General features: G+C 66.9%; 17 protein-coding genes and 2 pseudogenes. 7 read left to right on the top strand and 12 right to left on the bottom strand.

Going from position 1 to position 17164, the window contains the following annotated elements; all coding sequences use genetic code 11:
- Nucleotides 1–32 precede the first annotated feature (32 nt).
- The gene (locus tag ACUYM2_RS03935) at nucleotides 33–827 is read left to right on the top strand and encodes a gamma-glutamyl-gamma-aminobutyrate hydrolase family protein (RefSeq protein ID WP_481598885.1); all 795 of its coding nucleotides are present in this window, start codon (nucleotides 33–35) and stop codon (nucleotides 825–827) included.
- On the opposite strand, the gene ACUYM2_RS03930 is transcribed toward ACUYM2_RS03935, so the two are convergent.
- Nucleotides 824–2104 (bottom strand): MFS transporter, encoded by a 1281-nt coding sequence (locus ACUYM2_RS03930; protein WP_481598884.1) that lies wholly within the window; start codon nucleotides 2102–2104, stop codon nucleotides 824–826. The two genes, ACUYM2_RS03935 and ACUYM2_RS03930, sit on opposite strands and share 4 nt — an antisense overlap.
- 172 nt (nucleotides 2105–2276) lie before the next feature.
- On the opposite strand from ACUYM2_RS03930, the gene ACUYM2_RS03925 reads away from it, so the two are divergent.
- The 3 genes from ACUYM2_RS03925 to ACUYM2_RS03915 all read left to right on the top strand — a co-directional run bounded on the left by ACUYM2_RS03925 (nucleotide 2277) and on the right by ACUYM2_RS03915 (nucleotide 3684).
- Entirely contained in the window at nucleotides 2277–2726 is a 450-nt protein-coding gene (locus ACUYM2_RS03925) for a MarR family winged helix-turn-helix transcriptional regulator (RefSeq protein WP_481598883.1), read from the top strand.
- Between the two features lie 119 nt (nucleotides 2727–2845).
- A complete protein-coding gene (locus ACUYM2_RS03920; protein ID WP_481598882.1) occupies nucleotides 2846–3205 on the top strand; it encodes an ArsR/SmtB family transcription factor in 360 nt (119 codons plus the stop codon).
- On the top strand, nucleotides 3202–3684 hold the full coding sequence (locus ACUYM2_RS03915; RefSeq protein ID WP_481598881.1) for an SRPBCC family protein: 483 nt from the start codon (nucleotides 3202–3204) through the stop codon (nucleotides 3682–3684). Before ACUYM2_RS03920 ends, ACUYM2_RS03915 begins: the two co-directional genes overlap by 4 nt.
- Here ACUYM2_RS03915 and ACUYM2_RS03910 read toward each other — a convergent pair.
- The 3 genes and pseudogenes from ACUYM2_RS03910 to ACUYM2_RS03900 form a co-directional block, all read right to left on the bottom strand.
- Nucleotides 3642–3839, bottom strand: a pseudogene (locus ACUYM2_RS03910) (triosephosphate isomerase); the annotation flags it as partial. The gene ACUYM2_RS03915 and the pseudogene ACUYM2_RS03910 sit on opposite strands and share 43 nt — an antisense overlap.
- Nucleotides 3839–3937 (bottom strand): annotated as a pseudogene (locus tag ACUYM2_RS03905) (GntR family transcriptional regulator); the annotation flags it as partial. The pseudogenes ACUYM2_RS03905 and ACUYM2_RS03910, both read right to left, overlap by 1 nt.
- Nucleotides 3938–3996: 59 nt before the next feature.
- Complete coding sequence (locus ACUYM2_RS03900) at nucleotides 3997–4299, bottom strand: DUF4193 domain-containing protein (RefSeq protein ID WP_481598880.1); 303 nt, start codon at nucleotides 4297–4299, stop codon at nucleotides 3997–3999.
- Between the two features lie 227 nt (nucleotides 4300–4526).
- Here ACUYM2_RS03900 and ACUYM2_RS03895 point away from each other — a divergent pair, with 227 nt between their 5' ends.
- Nucleotides 4527–5282 carry a ZIP family metal transporter gene (locus tag ACUYM2_RS03895; protein ID WP_481598879.1) on the top strand — a complete coding sequence of 252 codons (756 nt, stop codon included), beginning with the start codon at nucleotides 4527–4529 and terminating at the stop codon, nucleotides 5280–5282.
- 348 nt (nucleotides 5283–5630) lie between these two features.
- Here ACUYM2_RS03895 and sucD read toward each other — a convergent pair whose 3' ends face one another.
- The 5 genes from sucD to ACUYM2_RS03870 all read right to left on the bottom strand — a co-directional run bounded on the left by sucD (nucleotide 5631) and on the right by ACUYM2_RS03870 (nucleotide 12424).
- Entirely contained in the window at nucleotides 5631–6533 is a 903-nt protein-coding gene (sucD, locus tag ACUYM2_RS03890) for a succinate--CoA ligase subunit alpha (protein WP_481598878.1), read from the bottom strand.
- Between the two features lie 12 nt (nucleotides 6534–6545).
- On the bottom strand, nucleotides 6546–7715 hold the full coding sequence (gene sucC, locus ACUYM2_RS03885; RefSeq protein ID WP_481598877.1) for an ADP-forming succinate--CoA ligase subunit beta: 1170 nt from the start codon (nucleotides 7713–7715) through the stop codon (nucleotides 6546–6548).
- Between the two features lie 225 nt (nucleotides 7716–7940).
- Entirely contained in the window at nucleotides 7941–8648 is a 708-nt protein-coding gene (locus ACUYM2_RS03880) for a hypothetical protein (protein ID WP_481598876.1), read from the bottom strand.
- A 55-nt stretch (nucleotides 8649–8703) separates the two neighbouring features.
- On the bottom strand, nucleotides 8704–11289 hold the full coding sequence (pcrA, locus tag ACUYM2_RS03875) for a DNA helicase PcrA (RefSeq protein WP_481598875.1): 2586 nt from the start codon (nucleotides 11287–11289) through the stop codon (nucleotides 8704–8706).
- Nucleotides 11290–11551: 262 nt separating this feature from the next.
- On the bottom strand, nucleotides 11552–12424 hold the full coding sequence (locus tag ACUYM2_RS03870) for an inositol monophosphatase family protein (RefSeq protein ID WP_481598874.1): 873 nt from the start codon (nucleotides 12422–12424) through the stop codon (nucleotides 11552–11554).
- Between the two features lie 107 nt (nucleotides 12425–12531).
- Between ACUYM2_RS03870 and ACUYM2_RS03865 the strand changes: the two genes are divergently transcribed.
- On the top strand, nucleotides 12532–13185 hold the full coding sequence (locus ACUYM2_RS03865) for a hypothetical protein (RefSeq protein WP_481598873.1): 654 nt from the start codon (nucleotides 12532–12534) through the stop codon (nucleotides 13183–13185).
- 197 nt (nucleotides 13186–13382) lie between these two features.
- Here ACUYM2_RS03865 and ACUYM2_RS03860 read toward each other — a convergent pair whose 3' ends face one another.
- Nucleotides 13383–14456, bottom strand: coding sequence for a hypothetical protein (locus tag ACUYM2_RS03860; protein WP_481598872.1), 1074 nt, complete (start codon nucleotides 14454–14456; stop codon nucleotides 13383–13385).
- Between the two features lie 198 nt (nucleotides 14457–14654).
- Here ACUYM2_RS03860 and ACUYM2_RS03855 point away from each other — a divergent pair, with 198 nt between their 5' ends.
- Nucleotides 14655–14807: a hypothetical protein gene (locus ACUYM2_RS03855; protein WP_481598871.1), complete on the top strand. Its 153-nt coding sequence runs from the start codon at nucleotides 14655–14657 to the stop codon at nucleotides 14805–14807.
- Between the two features lie 122 nt (nucleotides 14808–14929).
- Here ACUYM2_RS03855 and ACUYM2_RS03850 read toward each other — a convergent pair whose 3' ends face one another.
- Together ACUYM2_RS03850 and ACUYM2_RS03845 are read right to left on the bottom strand one after the other, a co-directional pair.
- A complete protein-coding gene (locus ACUYM2_RS03850) occupies nucleotides 14930–16465 on the bottom strand; it encodes a putative bifunctional diguanylate cyclase/phosphodiesterase (RefSeq protein WP_481598870.1) in 1536 nt (511 codons plus the stop codon).
- Nucleotides 16455–16991 (bottom strand): DUF7793 family protein, encoded by a 537-nt coding sequence (locus ACUYM2_RS03845; RefSeq protein WP_481598869.1) that lies wholly within the window; start codon nucleotides 16989–16991, stop codon nucleotides 16455–16457. The genes ACUYM2_RS03850 and ACUYM2_RS03845 overlap by 11 nt, the downstream gene beginning before the upstream one ends.
- Nucleotides 16992–17164: the final 173 nt, after the last annotated feature.

Raw genomic sequence — 17164 nt, 5'->3', positions numbered from 1 at the left:
GCTGACGCGGAAGTCGTGATGCAAAATGAGTCATGCAGAATCCAGCACGGCCGTTCGGCGGCCGCCCCCGCATCGGCATTCCGGTCCGGCTCAGCAGCTCCTCGGACCCCGATCCGCGGGTGGGCGAGGCCAACGCGCTCTTCGACTACATCGTTGACTTGGTGCGCGACGGCGGCGGTGAGCCGGTGCTGCTCGCCGCGGCCGAGACACTCGCGGAACTCGACGGCGTCGTGCTCCCAGGCGGCGGCGACCTGGACCCGCGGCTCTACGGAGAAGACCCGGGCGGCGCCTGCTACGACGTCAACGCGGAGCAGGACGCCCTGGATCTCGCGGTGGCCCGGCAGTCCATCGCCGCCGGCCTTCCGGTGCTGGGCATCTGCCGCGGGCACCAACTCCTGAACGTGCTCTACGGCGGAACCCTGATCCAGGACATGGATCCGGGCGTGGTGGCCCACCGGGAACCGGCACCCGCCCACGGCGCCGGCCCCTGGGCCTGGCACGAGGTCGGGATTACCGGGGGCTCCAAGGTAGCCGGGCTGTACGGGACCGCGGGGCCGGGCACGGGGTCCGGCTCGGCTTCCGGCGTCGCGGCCGCGCTGACGGTCAAGATTGCCTCCGGCCACCACCAGGCCGTAGCCCGCGTGGCCAACGGGCTCGTGGTGACCGGGGTGGCCGATGACGGGAACGTGGAGGCGCTCGAAGACCCGGAGCGCTGGGTGGCCTCGGTGCAGTGGCATCCGGAGGCCCTGGAGCTTCCCGCCGAGGAGCGGCTGGCCCCGTTCCGGGCCTTCGTGGAGGTCTGCCGGGACCGCGTACCGGCCCGCTAGAGCCGCTGCAGTTCGGCGTCGTCCGTGGCAGCCTCCGCTGCGGTGCCCGCGGGAGCGGCGGCGGCCACGGGTCGTCCGGCGTCGTTCCCGGCATCGGTGGCGGCACCCTTCCCGGCGTCCTTTTTGGCGGCGGTGGCGGCGAAGGCCATCGCCACCAGGCCCAGCAGGGTGATGCCCGCGCCCGCCCAGATCGGCGAGGTGTAGCCGAGGCCGGCGGTGATGGTCACACCGCCCATCCAGGCGCCGAGCGCGTTGCCGACGTTGAAGGCGCCAATGTTGGCGCCGGAGGCGAGGGTGGGCGCGCCGTCGGCGTACTTCATGACGCGCATCTGCAGGCCGGGCACGGTGGCGAAGCCGAAGCCGCCCAGCAGCACCATGGAGGCGATGGTCATCGGCTGGTTGGCCGAGGTGAGGGCGAAGACCACCAGCACCACAACGAGGGCTCCCAGCACGACGAGCAGGGTGCGGTCCACGTTCCGGTCCGCCGCCTTGCCGCCGACGGTGTTGCCGATGAAGAGGCCGACGCCGAAGATGATCAGCAGCCACGGCACGGTGGCGGCGGCAAAGCCGGTGACCTCGGTCAGGGTGAACGCGATATAGGTGAAGGCACCGAACATCCCGCCGTAGCCGAGGATCGTGACAACGATGGACAGCCAGACCTGGCCGGAGCGGAAGGCGCGGAGTTCGCCGCGCAATCCGCCGGCGGCAGAACCGGTGGCAGCTTCGCCGGCGCCGGTCTTCGGCACGAGGGCCAGGATGCCGGCCAGGGCGAGGACGCCGATGCCGGTGATGGCCCAGAAGGTGGAGCGCCAGCCGGCGGCCTGGCCGAGCATGGTGCCGAACGGCACGCCCAAGACGTTCGCCGCGGTCAGCCCGGTGAACATGATGGCGATGGCGCCGGCCTTTTTAGTGGGGGCGACCATGCCGGCGGCCACTACCGCGCCGATTCCAAAGAACGCTCCGTGCGCCAGCGCGGCGATGATCCGGCCGGCCATCATCAGGGCGTAGTCGGGGGCCACCGCGGAGACGAGGTTGCCGGCGATAAACAGCACCATCAGCACGGCGAGCACCGGTTTGCGCTCGAAGCGCGTCACGGCAGCGGTCAGGAGCAGCGCCCCGACAACGACGGCGAGCGCGTAGCCGGAGATCAGCCAGCCGGCGGTGGCCTCGCTGACGCGGAAGTCTGCGGCCACTTGCGGCAGCAGGCCCATGATGACGAACTCGGTGAGTCCGATTCCGAACCCGCCGAGGGCGAGTGCTATCAGGCCGATAGGCATGGATGAGCTCCTTCAAAACTGTACGGGGGGGGTTGCCGAAGCGTAGGCTATTAGTTGCAGACGCGTTATTTATTGTTGCACAAGCAGATATAGCGCGCAAGCAACTATTTAACGGCTGCCCGCGTTCCGCTGTCCGGAGCGCGGTAGCCCGAGCTGGAAGGGAGCACAAGGTATGGGCATCAAGGACGACGCCGTCGAGGTCCGGGCACAAGGCTGGCGGACGCTGGCGGCACTGCACGGGCTGATCGAAACCGAACTGGAGCGCTCGTTGCAATCCGAAGCGCAGCTCTCCGTGGTGGAGTTCACGGTGCTGGATGCGCTGAGCCGGCAGGACGGCTGGCACATGCGGATGCAGCAGCTTGCCCGGGCCACGGCCCTGAGCCCCAGTGCCACCACCCGGCTGGTCAACCGGCTTGAGGAGCGCGGGCTGCTGACCCGGATCCTGTGCTCGGACGACCGCCGCGGGATCTACACCGAGCTCACGCCCAGTGGAATCGAACTGCTGGAACAGGCGCGCCCGGTCCACGACCACACCCTGGAGCGCGCGCTGGCCCAGGCGCAGGAGACCCCGGAGCTCGCTCCGCTGGTGGACGCGCTCCCCCGGCTGCACGCGGGCGTCTAAACCTCTTGCCAGCCGCCAGGGGCGGACGTACGCTTAAACAACCAAAGGGTTGATCAACATATACGTTGATTAGCCTGGTGCTGGGTAACACCGCAGTTGTATAACGGGAGCTTGACCCCATGGCTGACGACGACGAACTTCTCGACTCTGCCTTCCTGGCGCTGGCAGATCCCGTCCGCCGCCGCATCATCGCCCGGCTCAGCCGCGGCCCGGCCACGGTCAACGAATTGGCGGAACCCTTCGTGATCTCCAAGCAGGCGGTCTCGAAGCACATCCAGGTCCTCGAGCAGGCCCGGCTCGTCACGCGCACGCGGGACGCCCAACGCCGGCCCGTCCACCTGAACCCCGCACGGCTGGAGGCGCTCACCGCCTGGATCGACCAGTACCGGCTGGTCCGCGAGGAGCAGTTCCGCAGCCTCGACGCCGTGCTCCAATCCCAGGCCGCCGCGCGCGGCACCCAGGCAAAGGACTCATCATGAGCAATGCCCTGAAACTCACGGTTCCGGAAGGACTGCCCTTCATCGACTTCGAGCGGGAGTTCGACTTTCCCGTGGCCGACGTCTTCCGGGCCCACAAGGAGCCGGAACTCATCGCCCAGTGGCTCGGCCCGCGGCGGATCACCATGGACGTGGACCACTACGACTTCCGCACCGGCGGCAGCTACCGCTACACGCACACGGGGCCCGACGGCGTCGCGCACCGTTTCAGCGGGGTCTTCCACACCGTGCGGGACAACGACTTCGCAATCCAGACCTTCGAATACGGCGGCTACCCGGACGTGGTGAGCATCGAGTTCCTCACCTTCCAGGACCTCGGTGGCGGCCGCACCCGGTTGACCGCCCACGCCGTCTATCCCAGCATGGAGGCCCGTGACGGCATGGCGCAGTCCGGGATGGAGGGCGGCCTGACCGAAGGCTACGAGCGGCTCGAGGAACTGCTGGCCGGCGCGAAGGCCTGAAGGGCTTCGTCCAGCACCCGGCCGAAGTTCGCGGCGTCGTGGGCAAAGCGGCCCAGGAACAGCCCGTCCGCCGCCGCCAGCTCCGGCAGCAGCCCGGGGCCGGCGCTGCCGCCGTAGATGATGGGACAGGCGGCGCCGAGCCCCTCGCGGATCAGCGGACCATGCCGGTAGCCTCCAGCCGGGCGAGCGCCTCCCGCACGGGCGTCGGCGAGACGTCCAGCTCGCAGGCCATGCCGTCAATGCTGATCGGCGCGACGACGCCGGCGGCGCCCAGACAGACGCTGCAGGGCCCGCCTCACCGGAAGCCGGGCACTAGCCTTTGCACTCGAGGCAGTACAAGTGCCCGTTTTTCTCGGAGGCGAGCTGGGAACGGTGCCGGACCAGGAAGCAGGAGTAGCAGGTGAACTCGTCCTCGGCCTGCGGGATCACCTGCACGATCAGTTCCTCGGCGACGAACTCTCCGCCGGGGGTCATCGCGTCATCGAGCGCATCGGCCTCGTCGAGGTCCCGGATGACACTTCTGGCGTCCGGAGCGTTCGCGGACTGCAGCGCTTCCAAGGAGCGCTCCTGTGATTCTTTGACGTCGGAACGTACTTCGTCGTAATCGGTTGCCACTAAGGTTATTCTCTTTTCTGGCGATATTGGCTGACGGAACTGCAACCTACACCAGGTCCCAGGTATTCCCGAAGCTGGGACCTGCGACGGCCCAACTTAGAAAGCATGCTTATAGTGTCATGATCGGGGCACGTCCGCGATCACGACCGGGTCGCCTCCCGCGGCGCCGGGCGCCGGGCCGCAGGCCCTGGTGCCGTTGTGCTGGAAGAAACGGAAGGTGGAACAAGATGCCGACATGGGTGCAGGCCCTTTTATGGGGAACGGTAGCGGGCGCAGCACTGGTCCTGGGCTCGGCCATTGCCTGGAAGTGGACCATCGCCCCGAAAATCGTCTCCTCCATCATGTCGTTCGGCGCCGGAGTCCTTATCTCCGCCCTGTCGTTTGACCTCGTTGACGAGGCCGAACAGGGCGGCGGTCTCTGGCCGACCGTGGCGGGATTCCTTGCCGGAGCACTGGTCTATGTCGGGGCGAACGCCCTGCTGGCCCGGCGGGGTGCCAAACACAGGAAACGCTCCGGTGGGAAGCAACCCTCCGAAAAGGACAAGCCGGGCAGCGGCACCGCCATTGCCATCGGAGCCCTAATGGACGGCATCCCAGAATCCGTCGTTCTGGGGCTCGGCCTCGTCTCGGGGGGATCGGTCAGCACGGCCGTGCTCGCGGCCGTATTCATCTCCAACGTTCCCGAAGGGCTCTCCAGCACCGCGGGAATGAAGAAGTCCGGCCGCAGCGCCGGCTACGTCTTTGGCGTGTGGGGAGGCATTGCCCTCATCTCGGGGCTGGCTTCGCTGATCGGCTACGCCAGCCTGCAAAACGCTCCGGCCGAAATGGTCGCGTTTATCACCGCGATCGCCGCCGGCGCGATTCTGGCCATGCTTGCGGACACCATGATCCCGGAAGCCTTCGAGGAACACCACGTCCTGACGGGTCTCATTGCAGCGGTCGGCTTCCTGGCGGCCTTCACCATCAGCCAGGCCGGGGGCTGAAGGCTCCCCCGGCCCCAGGGCGACGCGGCGCGGGACAGCACCTACCCAGCGACATGGATGGCGTGCCGCTGCACGTCCGGAACGCCGAGGTCGCCCGGTGCCCGTCTCGACCTTCCTGCGGACCTCAAGCAGGCGCAGCGTCACCTGGGCGCAGGCCAATTCCGCGACGCGGCGCATCATCAAAGCCGGTCCGGGCCCGGGCGGATTGACGAAGGTACTAAGGCCGCGTTACACGTAGACGACGTTTTACGCGTTGAGCGCCTTCATCAAGAAACGCGGGGCCACATCGCGGCCATCCCGGTGAGGGATGGGCCCGACGTGACCCCGCGTTGCTGTCGTGCTGTGGACCTAGAGGGTCGCGAAGACCTCGCGCAGCAGCTTCGCCGTCTCGGACGGCGTCTTGCCGACCTTGACGCCGGCAGCTTCGAGGGCTTCCTTCTTGGCCTGGGCGGTGCCCGCGGAACCGGAGACGATGGCGCCGGCGTGGCCCATGGTCTTGCCTTCCGGGGCGGTGAAGCCGGCCACGTAGCCGACGACCGGCTTGGTGACATGGGCCTTGATGTAGTCGGCGGCACGTTCTTCGGCGTCGCCGCCGATTTCGCCGATCATGACGATCGCCTTGGTCTCGGGGTCAGCTTCGAAGGCTTCGAGGGCGTCGATGTGGGTGGTGCCGATGACCGGGTCGCCGCCGATGCCGATGGCGGTGGAGAAGCCCAGGTCGCGCAGCTCGTACATCATCTGGTAGGTCAGGGTGCCCGACTTGGAGACGAGGCCGATGGGGCCCTTGCCCGTGATGTTGGCCGGGGTGATGCCGACGAGGGCCTCACCCGGGGTGATGATGCCGGGGCAGTTCGGTCCGATGATGCGGGTGACCTGCTTGCCGTCGGCGTCGACCTTGGACTGGGCCAGTGCCCAGAACTCTGCGGAGTCCTGGACCGGCACGCCTTCGGTGATGACGACGACCAGGCCGATGCCGGCCTCGATGGCTTCGACGACGGCGTCCTTGGTGAAGGCCGGCGGCACGAAGACGATGGAAACGTCGGCGCCGGTTTCGGCCATGGCTTCCTTGACGGTGCCGAAGACGGTGATTTCATTATCGCCGTGCAGGACGGTGGTGCCGGCCTTGCGGGCGTTGACGCCGCCCACGATGTTAGTGCCGGCCTTGAGCATCAGGGCGGTGTGCTTGGTGCCTTCGCCGCCGGTGATGCCCTGGACGATGACCTTGGAGTCCTTGTTCAGATAAATAGACATAGTCGGGTCCCTTTACTTCGCTGCGTTGGCGAGCTCGGCAGCCTTGTCGGCGCCCTCGTCCATGGTGGCGGCCAGGGTAACCAGCGGGTGGTTGGCCTCGGCCAGGATGCGGCGGCCTTCCTCGACGTTGTTGCCGTCGAGGCGGACGACCAGCGGCTTGTTCGCGGAGTGGCCCAGTTCGGCGAGTGCGCCGACGATGCCCTTGGCGACAGCGTCACAGGCGGTGATGCCGCCGAAGACGTTGACGAAGACGGACTTGACCTGCTCATCCCCCAGGATGACGTCGAGGCCTGCTGCCATGACCTCGGCGGAAGCTCCGCCGCCGATGTCCAGGAAGTTGGCGGGCTTGACGTTGCCGTGGTTTTCGCCGGCGTAGGCGACGACGTCGAGCGTGGACATAACCAGGCCGGCACCGTTACCGATGATGCCCACCTCGCCGTCGAGCTTGACGTAGTTGAGGTCCTGGGCCTTGGCCTTGGCCTCGAGCGGGTCCGCGGCGTCCTTGTCTTCAAGGGCGGAGTGCTTCGGGTGGCGGAAGCCGGCGTTCTCGTCCAGCGTGACCTTGCCGTCCAGGGCGACGATGTCGCCTGCGCCGGTCTTGACCAGCGGGTTGACCTCCACGAGGGTGGCGTCTTCCTTCTTGAAGACGTCCCAGAGCTTGAGGATCACGGCGGCGACCTTGCCGCGCAGTTCCTCGGCGAAGCCTGCGGTGGCGACGATCTCGTCGGCCTTGGCCTGGTCGATGCCGACGGCCGGGTCGATCGCAACCTTGGCCAGGGCTTCCGGGCGCTCGACGGCGAGCTGCTCGATTTCCATGCCGCCTTCAACCGAACACATGGCCAGGTAGTTGCGGTTGGCCCGGTCCAGCAGGACGGAGAAGTAGTATTCCTCGGCGATGTCGGCACCCTGGGCAATCATCACCTTGTTGACGGTGTGGCCCTTGATGTCCATGCCGAGGATGTTGGTGGCGTGCTCGAGTGCCTCATCGGCAGTCTTGGCGACCTTAACGCCGCCGGCCTTGCCGCGGCCACCGACCTTAACCTGTGCCTTGACGACAGTTACGCCGCCGATCTTCTCGGCAGCTGCCTTTGCTTCTTCAGGGGTGTGCGCCACGATGCCAGCAAGCACGGGTACACCGTGCGCCTCGAACATATCGCGCGCCTGATATTCAAACAGGTCCACGGTTTAGTGTCCTTCTACGTCGAAGTAGTTTCTGTACAGCCGGACCCCACGTTCTCGCGGTTACCGGGCTGCGGAATAAACGCACCCTGCGACAAGCTTGGAAACGAGCCACACGGCGCAATGCTCCTCTTTCGAACTCTAGTCCTTCGTTTGGACCAGCCCGACCCAGACTACCTGTTATGTGAGTAAGGACACTATTCTATTGAGCGTAGAAAAACCGCTAGATTACGGGGTTTTTGGGGCCTCCGACGGTGCCGCGGAGGCCTTTTTGGCGGCCGGCAAGATCAGCTCGTAACGGTCGCGCGCAACGAAGAATGCGACGCCGGCGGAGACGTTTCCGCAGGCGACACCGCCGTTGTACGCGGAGCAGCGCAGGCCGTTGCGCTCGACGTTCTTCCCGTCCTCGAGGACGGGAAGCTGCGAGAGCGGACCGTTGCGGGTGCCTTTGGGGCCGAACTCGGTTTCCTGCTGCGTGACGCCGGAGCGGCATTCGCCGTAGACGGCACGCTCCGGGGTCAGCAGGGCCGTGCCGCCCAGGTAGCCGAGGCCGGTGCCGGCGCAGTCGTCCCGGATGTCCTCGGCGTCGGGCTTCGGGTAGACGGCGAGCTCACAGTGGGCTACCGGGACGGTCGCGAACTTGCCGTTCCCGGTGCCGCTGAAGCCGTTCTGTTCATAGGGCAGGTTGACGTGGTCGCCCCGGGCCGAGGTGAGTGAGCAGACGACGTTGCGGTCCGCGGTGACGAAGCTCAGCGAGTCAGGCCCGGCGCTCAGTGTCGCCGGGTCCGTCAGGGACGCCTGCTTGAGCTGCTCCAGGGCGGGCAGCGGGGCCGGCGGGACGTAGTCCGGGTCCTTCTGCGTGACGGTGCACGCCGTGGACACCGCCAGGATAAGGGCGGCCAGGATCCCCAGAGAAGTCCGACGCATGCGCTCCATTATGCCGGTCGGCGCGCGCTGCCCGGCCTACCCGCGGGGCGGGTGAGCGGCCCGGTCACGCGTCGATCTTGGTGAGCGGCGCGTACCGCAGCAGCAGCCGCTTTTCGCCGACGCCGAACTTCACCTTCGCGACCGTCTTGTCCCCCGCGCCTTCGACGGCCAGCACGGTGCCGTTGCCGAAGCTGGTGTGGTTGACCTTGTCCCCCACACTGACGGCGACGATTTCCTTCTGCGGCTGGACCCGGTTCTTGGCGATGGCGGCCGGGACGTCGGCGTTGAAGCCTGCCGAGGCGTCCGCCCCGGCGCCGCGGGCGGTGCCGGCGCCCCAGAAGGACCCGCCGTAGCGGCTGGATCCGATCGATCCGCCGCTCCCCCAGCTGCTGGCCTGGCGGGTGGACCCTTCGCGTTTCCACTCGACCAGTTCGGTGGGGATCTCCTCGATGAACTGGCTGGCGGGGTTGTACTGGCTCTGGCCCCACATGCTGCGGACCTCGGACCGGGTCAGGTAGAGCCGTTTCCGGGCTCGGGTCAGGCCTACGTAGGCCAGCCGGCGCTCCTCGGCCAGTTCCTTGGGGTCGGTGGCCGAGCGCTGGTGCGGGAACAGCCCGTGCTCCATGCCGGTGAGGAAGACCACCGGGAACTCCAGGCCCTTGGCCGTGTGCAGGGTCATCAGGGTGACGACGCCGAGCCGCTTGGCTTCGGCGACGGCGGCGGCTGTGTCTTGGGCGTCACCGCCCGGCGCGTCCGGGATCTGGTCGGCGTCGGCCACGAGGGAGACCTGTTCCAGGAAGGCGCCGAGGGACCCTTCGGGGTTGTCCCGTTCGTATTCGCGCACGACGGCGACGAGTTCGGCGAGGTTTTCCACCCGGGATTCGTCCTGCGGGTCGGTGCTGGAGCGCAGGGTGGCGAGGTAGCCGGTCTGCTCCAGGACGGCTTCCAGGGCGGCGGCCGCGCCGGAGCCGGAGGCGACCTCGGCGAGGTCGTCGAGGAGCTTCACGAAGCCCAGGACGGCGTTCACGGAGCGGGTGGCCATGCCGGGTGCTTCCTCGGCGCGGCGGGCGGCGGCCATGAAGGAGGTCCGGTCGCGCTGCGCGAGCGAGGCGATGGCGCCCTCGGCCCGGTCGCCGATGCCGCGCTTGGGCTCGTTAAGGATGCGGCGCAGGTTGACGTCGTCGTCCGGGTTGACCAGCACGCGCAGGTATGCGAGGGCGTCCTTGATTTCCTTGCGCTCGTAGAAGCGGGTGCCGCCGACCACCTTGTAGGGCAGCCCGACGCGGACCAGCACGTCTTCGATGGACCGGGACTGGGCGTTGGTGCGGTAGAAGATCGCGACGTCGCCGGGGCGGAGGTTGCCCTCGTCCTGCAGCCGGTCGATTTCCTTGGCGATGAACTGGGCCTCGTCGTGCTCGTTTTCGCCGACGTAGCCGACGATCTTCTCGCCGTCGCCCTCGGCCGTCCAGAGCCGCTTCTCCGGCCGGTTAGGGTTCCGGGAGATCACCGAGTTGGCGGCGCTGAGGATCGTCTGGGTGGAGCGGTAGTTCTGCTCGAGCTTGATGGTCCGGGCATCCGGGTAGTCCTTTTCGAACTCCACGATGTTTCGGATGTCCGCGCCGCGGAAGGCGTAGATGGACTGGTCGGAGTCGCCGACGACCGTGAGTTCGGCCGCGCCGGGGCCTTCGCCGACGATCTCGCGCACCAGCGCGTACTGGGCGTGGTTGGTGTCTTGGTACTCGTCCACGAGCACGTGCCGGAAGCGGCGCCGGTACGAGTCGGCGAGCGCCGGGAAGGCGCGGAACATGTAAACGGTTTCGGCGATCAGGTCATCGAAGTCCATTGCGTTAGCCTGGCGCAGGCGCTGCGTGTAGCCCTTGAAGACCTCGGCGACTGCTTGTTCGAAGGGGTCGCTGTGGTTGGCGCTGGAGGAGTAGCTGTCCGCGTCGATCAGTTCGTTCTTGAGCGCGGAGATCTTGTGCTGGATGGCCTTGGGCGCGAAGCGCTTGGGGTCCAGGTCCAAGTTCTTGGCCACCAGTGTGATTAGCCGGAGCGAGTCGGCGGAGTCGTAGATGGAGAAGTTGGAGTTCAGGCCGACGTTGGCCGCCTCGCGCCGCAGGATCCGGACGCAGGAGGAGTGGAAGGTGGAGATCCACATAGTCTTGGCCCGGCCGCCGACCAGCAGTTCGATCCGCTCCCGCATCTCAGCGGCGGCCTTATTGGTGAAGGTGATGGCCAGGATCTCGCCGTGGTGGGCCCGCCGGGTGGCAATCAGGTAGGCGATGCGGTTACTGAGCACGCGGGTCTTGCCGGAGCCGGCGCCGGCGACAATCAGCAGCGCTCCGCCGGCGTGCTTGACTGCTTCCTCCTGCTGCGGGTTCAGTCCCTGCAACAGCTCAACCGCATTGGGAAGCTTGGGTCGGTCCCAGTCCTCGTGTCCGGTGTGGTTCCCACCGCCGTGGCTTCCGCCGTGGCCGCCGGGCTGGCTTCCGCTCGCCTGGTTTCCGCCCGGGGAGCCGAACCCGGGGGCAGATCCCATGTCCGGCAGGCCGCTGCCGGCCCCCGGGTTTCCGGACGCTTTGGCGGGCGCGGCCGGGGTGGAGGCAGCTTGAAGGGGTCCGTCGGCATAGGGGTCAAACAACATATCCATGGTGTTAACAAGTCTAGGCGGTGCCACTGACGCCACGATCCGCGGCGCTTCCCACCCCGCGGGACATGCCCTCCCCCGGCGCCGGCGGATGGACATAGCGGCATTATGTCCACGCTTAGCGCTGAAAACTGGGCATGCTCCTCATGCGGCGGCGTGAAGAATGGGCATGCTCCTCGTGCGGCGGCGTCGAGAATGGGCATGCTCCTCGTGCGGCGGCGTCAAGAATGAGCATGCTCCACTTTCGCCCGGGCGAGGGAGCGGGCTAGCCTACGGAGCCGGACTCCAGCGCGGCGCGGAGCTGCCGGACCGCCGTCGTACCTCCGGCGACGAACCACTCCAGGCCGTTGACGCGGACGACGTCGGTGGCGCCGCCGGCCGCGAGCACGATCGCCTGCCCCGGCAGCCAGTCCCATTCCGGGGAGCTGTGCTGGAACCAGCAGTCCAGCTCGCCGTCGGCCACCCGGCCCAGGTCGCACGACCCCGAGCCGAACATCCGCAGTGCCGCTGCCGAGGTCGCCGCGGCGTGCCAGGGCATGGCACACATCGGGTCCGCGAGCCAGGTGGGATGGATGTAGGTGGCAGCGCCCAGCTCGGCCAGGGGCGTTTCCGCGCGTCCCCTGCCGCCTGCGGCGCTGGGCCGGAAGCTTGTCAGCGACTCGCCGTTCAGCATGGCCGCGCGCGTGGTGCCGCCGAGCCAGAGTTTGTCCTCCTCCGGCTGGAAAATGGCACCGAGCAGCGGGCCGGAGGAGTCCTTCAAGGCGATCGCGGAGCACCAGTAGCTGGAGCCGTGCAGGAAGTTGTAGGTGCCGTCCACCGGGTCGATTACCCAGGTCCGGCCGCTAGTGCCCTGCTCGGAGGCACCTTCCTCGCCGAGGATGCCGTCCTCGGGCCGGCAGCGCTGCAGCTGTTCGAGCACGTAGGCCTCGGCGGCGTGGTCGGCCGCCGTCACAACGTCCGAGACCGAGGTCTTCCGCTGACCCTCCAGCCCTGCCTGCCGCATCAGCAGGGCGAGGGTGCCGGCCTCCCGCACCAAGGCCTCGGCGAGCTGGTAGTCATCCAGTTCGGGGCTGAGTTCCGCGGTGCTGTGCCGGCCGAGCCGGTGCCTGCCAAGTTCGTTGCTGCCTGATTCGCTCACGCGTTCAGCCTATCGGGCGCTCAGGGCAACTGACAGGCACGCCGGAGCAACGGCCCTTCTGCCGGAACCCGGCCGGTGCGGACCGGGCAAGGGGCGATAATGGAGCCATGGCCAAGACACCCGCGCAGCGGATCAAGAAACACGGCGCTAGCGCTGCCGTTCCCCAGCACCATCTGCCCGCGGTGATCAATCCCAGCACCACCCGAACCCCTCAGAAGGCGCAGAGCAACAGCAGCCTGATCCTGATCGCGGGTGTCGTGGCGAGCCTGTTCCTGTTCTGGTACGTGCACCTGCTGACCCTGAACCAGCTCACGCAGCTGACCGGCGGACTCCCGATGCCCGATTCGCTGATTGGCGGTTTCGACCGGGGATTCGTGGAGCAGCTGCGCTCAGCCATGGACGGCGACGCCCGCGGACAGCTCAACTACGTCCACAAGACGGCCGGCACCCTGTTCCCGCTGATCTTCGGCTTCACCTGGCTGCTGCTCATCGGCACGAACGTGGCCCGTAAGCCGCTCCGCTGGGCCCTGTGGGCGGTCCCGCTGCTCTTTGCCGGGGTGCGGCTGTGGGCTAACTCGGCCATCGACGCCATGATGTCCGCAGACACGCTCGACGGCGGCCAGGTTGCCCTGGCGTCGGGACTCACCGTCGCCGGCTGGATCCTGCTGGTGTTGAGCCTGGTGGTCGGCGGCGCTGCAGTCTTCCTGGGCCGCAAGGCCTCCTCCGCCCGGGCTGCCGCCGCAGGCCCCGCCCCGGTTTAGGGTTACCGAGCCCGGGGTCGCAATCGGCGCGCGGTCGCGGTGGCTCCTGGGCGTCGCTACGTCCCCCCGGGACATGCCCATCCCTGGCGGAATTCAGCGGGCATAGAGCCACTATGTGCAATGCTCCGCGGGTGCGAGGGGCGCGCGCCGGAAAACCGGTCAAAGCCTCACGGGAAGGAAATCCTGAGGACGCGGGATCAGTTGCGGTCGAAGCCGGTGACACGAAGCAACCAGGACCGGACGGATTCCCGCCGAAGCTCCGCCTTGAGGAATTCGCGAGCCTGCTGGGCACGGTCCGGAGCCTCGGCGCCATCGAAAAGGGTTACGGCTTCAAGGAGAGCCTCCCTCGCTGAGGCCTTGTCTCCAGATGCCAAGTATGCCTTCCCCAACAACATGCAGATATCCCCCAACACCTGCGGGGACACGTAGCCGTGGGTTGCGCGGATTTCCTCAAGTAGCACAACGGCGGACCTTGAGTCGCCGGCCAAATAACTCCAATGAGCGCGGTTTCGACGCAAAAGGAGTAGGTCGTTCTCGGTTCCGCCGATAACGTCGGTGGCTAGCTCGGCCCGCTCAATGCACCGAAGGGTGTCGGCGTCTGCCACATTGGCCGCAAGGCGCATGGCCGCTGACGCCTTGTTGAATTTAGCCCAGACATCAAGATTTTTGGTGGGCGAAAACGTCGCGGCCGCGAGTTCGTGGTAGCGCAAACCTTCCTCAACGTTGTCGCAGAGGAACGCTACGTTTCCGACGACCCAGTAAGCCTTACCGGCGAGCTGATCATCGACATCGTCTGAGATCACTCCAGCGAGGGCTCGGCTCTCCTTCCACGCGTCCGCGAGTTTTCCGCCGTCAGCCAAGGTGGCGATCAGCGCTTGCCTTGCCTTGATATTGATCTCGACGTCTAGTTCTTCTGCTGTCAGCTCGGTGGCGACACGTGCGGATTCGGCCGCTTGCTCCAGCATGCCGGCGCCCTGCTGGGCCTTGGCCAACAGGATGAACGTACGGGCGTGGTCGCGAGTATTCGGAGCGATGGCGCCATCGGCAACCAAAGTGGCCGCCAAAGCAGCGCAGTCTTCAAACCGTTCCGCGTCCAAGAGGTTCTCCGCTTGGAGGAACGTCATGTTCCACCAAGAAGCGGAATCCCCATCCCGTAAAGCGATTTCGGCCGCCTGCTCCGCACTGCCGGCCGCCTCCGCGAAGGCATGGTTGCTGCGGTGCTCGTGTGCTTGGAGCTCAGCGACTGCATACAGCGGCGAAACAGAGTGCATGGACTAATTATCGGGGCTTCCTGGATGAATCGTTACACGGCGCGCAAGGCAGAGCATGCTGAAAACGCAAGGCATCGCACCAGTAGCACAGGCTTCAAGCATTAGGGACAAATTGTTACCTAACGGCGTGTCCGTAACCCCTATACTAAATCTGCAATATACGAGTCACATTAGCCCCTCACGTAACAGGAGCAATAAATGAAGAAAACCCTTGCAACCCTGCTCGTAGCTGGTGCACTGGCCGCGGCAGGCCTTTCGGCGGCCTCCGCCGTTTCCGCCAACGGTGGCAGCGCCGGTCAGGGCTCCGTTCTGGCCGTCAACTACTGGCCGAACTCCACCCCGAAGAACTAACGGAGTCAGCAACAGCAAAGGGCGGGAACCGGAGTCACCTCCGGTCCCCGCCCTTTGTCATACTCAGCAATACCAGCCCAACCGCCGTCGCTCGCCACTGCGGCAACCGCGCTAACACCGCCCTACTGCGAAACCGCGCGGCCCTCGCTGATGAGGGATTCCAAGGCCGCGGCGGGCGCGGGCCGGCCGAAGTAGTAGCCCTGGCCGCTGCCGCAACCCAGCCGGACCAGTTCCTCGGCCTGCTCGGCCGTCTCGATTCCCTCCGCCACAGCCTTCAGCCCGCAGGCGTGGATCAAATGGAGTACGGCCTCGACAAAGCCGCCCTGCTCCTCGTCCGTTCCCAGTCCGTCGATGAGGCTCTTATCGATTTTGACCACGTTGACCGGGAGCCGGCGCAGGTAGCTGATGGAGGAGTATCCCGTGCCGAAGTCGTCGATTTCGAGTTGCACGCCGATCTGCCGCAGCCCGCTGAGCGAGTACTTGTCCACGTCGCCGCCGGTGACAGCCATGGATTCCGTCAGCTCGATGATGAGGTTCGCCGCATCCACACCCGTCTCGCGGAGGATGTCCTGGACGTGTTCGATCAGCTCGAGGTTCTGCAGCTCGGTGGTGGAGATATTGACCCGGACGGAGAACTCGCCGTCCAGCGGCAGCCGGTCCTGCCAGTCCCGGAGCTGGCGGACCGCATTGCGCAGGACCCAGTGCCCCAGCTCCACGATCATCCCGGTCTCCTCCGCCAGCGGAATGAACTGGTCCGGCATCAGGAGCCCGCGCTCGGGGTGGTTCCAGCGGACCAGCGCCTCGACGCCCTCGATCCGCCCGGTAGCGAGCTCCACCACCGGCTGGAAATGCAGCGTCAGCTGGTCCTGGCGGATCGCCTCGCGCATTTCCGTGACCATCAGGCTCTGCAGCCTGCGGGCATACAGCAACGCCGGTTCAAAGACCTTGATCCCGCTGTGCGGCTGGGCCTTCGCCGCGTACATGGCCGTGTCGGCTTCCATCACCAGGTCGTCGGCGGACTGGCCGGGTTCCGCCACGCGCACGCCGATGCTGGTGCCGCAGGTGACCCGCAGGTCGCCGATCTCCAGAGGCTCGCTGAGCGCCTTGAGGATCCTGTTGGCCACCCGCCGGGCGCGTACGAGGTTGGATTTGGGCAGCATGACGGCGAATTCGTCGCCGCCGAGCCTCGCCACGCTATCCGTCACCCGCACGGCGTCCTGCAGCCGCCGGGCGATCACACGCAGCACGTCGTCGCCCGCACTGTGGCCCAGCGTGTCGTTGATGCCCTTGAAGGAGTCAAGATCAAGAATCAGCAGGGCCGGCGGCATCTCACCGCGGGACGTCTCAGCGAGCGCGTGGCTGAGCACCGAGTTCAGAGCGGTCCGGTTGGCCAGCTGGGTCAGGGGGTCCGTCAGCGCCATCCGCTCCAGCTCGACCTGGGCCTGGCGCAGCATCGCGGTACGGCTTTCGACGCGCTCCTCAAGCTCTTGGTAGATAGTCTGCAGATCGTCCGCCATCAGGTTGATGCCCGCAATGACCGCGGCGACGTCATCGCGCGCGCCGGAGTGCGGAATCCGGGTGCTTAGATCGCCGCTGGCGATCCTGACGATTCCCTCCACGAGGCTATGGAGCCGGGGGTCTGGTACTTCACTTTTCACTCGTATAAGGCCTTAACCACTTGAGGGCGTCTGCGCGCGAAGTGAAGAACTCCGCCGGAATGGTTTCCGTCCTTGAGCGCAGCAGGTAATGGGCAATAACGCGGTCCACGGGACTTCCCCCCACCAGCGCGAACGCCGAGGCGGCGAAGGAACCGGAGTACACCTGGCGTGCTTCCACACTGACGCCGACGACGCCGGAAATGACCAGGAGCACCGGCATCCGCTTGCCGTCGGCGAGCGCCCGGACTGCGGCGCCTGCCTCGCGCGCCTCCGGCCCCTTGGTCTCCCGGTTAGGCGGGAGCGTGACTTCAAGGATGCCACCCTCGAGCATCCGGACGCCGATGATTGGCTCCGCGGCAGCTTCAGGCTCAGGCTCCGCGGCTGCTTCAGGCTCGGCCAGGCCTAGTCCCGCGAGGCTGAGCTCCGTAAGCGTCGACGGCGGCGTGCCCACGCCGGGCGCGCCAGCGACAGCCGGGGTTTCCTCGGGGACTTGCCCGTCCGGCGCGATGGGGGCCTCGACCGTCACAGAACAGCAACCCGACGCACAACAACCACGTGGGCGGGGCGGTCGCCAAAGGCAGTCGCTGCCAGGCGCGGCGCAACCAGCTGATCAGACATGTGCCCCCACAGACTACAAGTCGGCTATTTGGCGTGCGCTGGAACTGGGCTCCCGCACGAGGCACCGGAGCGTTCCGGCGA

It is taken from the genome of Arthrobacter sp. SD1074B (genome assembly GCF_056780195.1).
Note: the sequence above shows the minus strand (reverse complement) of the source record. Positions and strands in the feature narration are given on the sequence as shown.

Coding starts and splice junctions, on each gene's coding strand:
- ACUYM2_RS03935 (WP_481598885.1), top strand. CDS start 33: ATGCAGAATCCAGCACGGCCGTTCGGCGGCCGCCCCCGCATCGGCATT.
- ACUYM2_RS03930 (WP_481598884.1), bottom strand. CDS start 2,104: ATGCCTATCGGCCTGATAGCACTCGCCCTCGGCGGGTTCGGAATCGGA.
- ACUYM2_RS03925 (WP_481598883.1), top strand. CDS start 2,277: ATGGGCATCAAGGACGACGCCGTCGAGGTCCGGGCACAAGGCTGGCGG.
- ACUYM2_RS03920 (WP_481598882.1), top strand. CDS start 2,846: ATGGCTGACGACGACGAACTTCTCGACTCTGCCTTCCTGGCGCTGGCA.
- ACUYM2_RS03915 (WP_481598881.1), top strand. CDS start 3,202: ATGAGCAATGCCCTGAAACTCACGGTTCCGGAAGGACTGCCCTTCATC.
- ACUYM2_RS03895 (WP_481598879.1), top strand. CDS start 4,527: ATGCCGACATGGGTGCAGGCCCTTTTATGGGGAACGGTAGCGGGCGCA.
- sucD (WP_481598878.1), bottom strand. CDS start 6,533: ATGTCTATTTATCTGAACAAGGACTCCAAGGTCATCGTCCAGGGCATC.
- ACUYM2_RS03880 (WP_481598876.1), bottom strand. CDS start 8,648: ATGGAGCGCATGCGTCGGACTTCTCTGGGGATCCTGGCCGCCCTTATC.
- pcrA (WP_481598875.1), bottom strand. CDS start 11,289: ATGGATATGTTGTTTGACCCCTATGCCGACGGACCCCTTCAAGCTGCC.
- ACUYM2_RS03865 (WP_481598873.1), top strand. CDS start 12,532: ATGGCCAAGACACCCGCGCAGCGGATCAAGAAACACGGCGCTAGCGCT.
- ACUYM2_RS03860 (WP_481598872.1), bottom strand. CDS start 14,456: ATGCACTCTGTTTCGCCGCTGTATGCAGTCGCTGAGCTCCAAGCACAC.
- ACUYM2_RS03855 (WP_481598871.1), top strand. CDS start 14,655: ATGAAGAAAACCCTTGCAACCCTGCTCGTAGCTGGTGCACTGGCCGCG.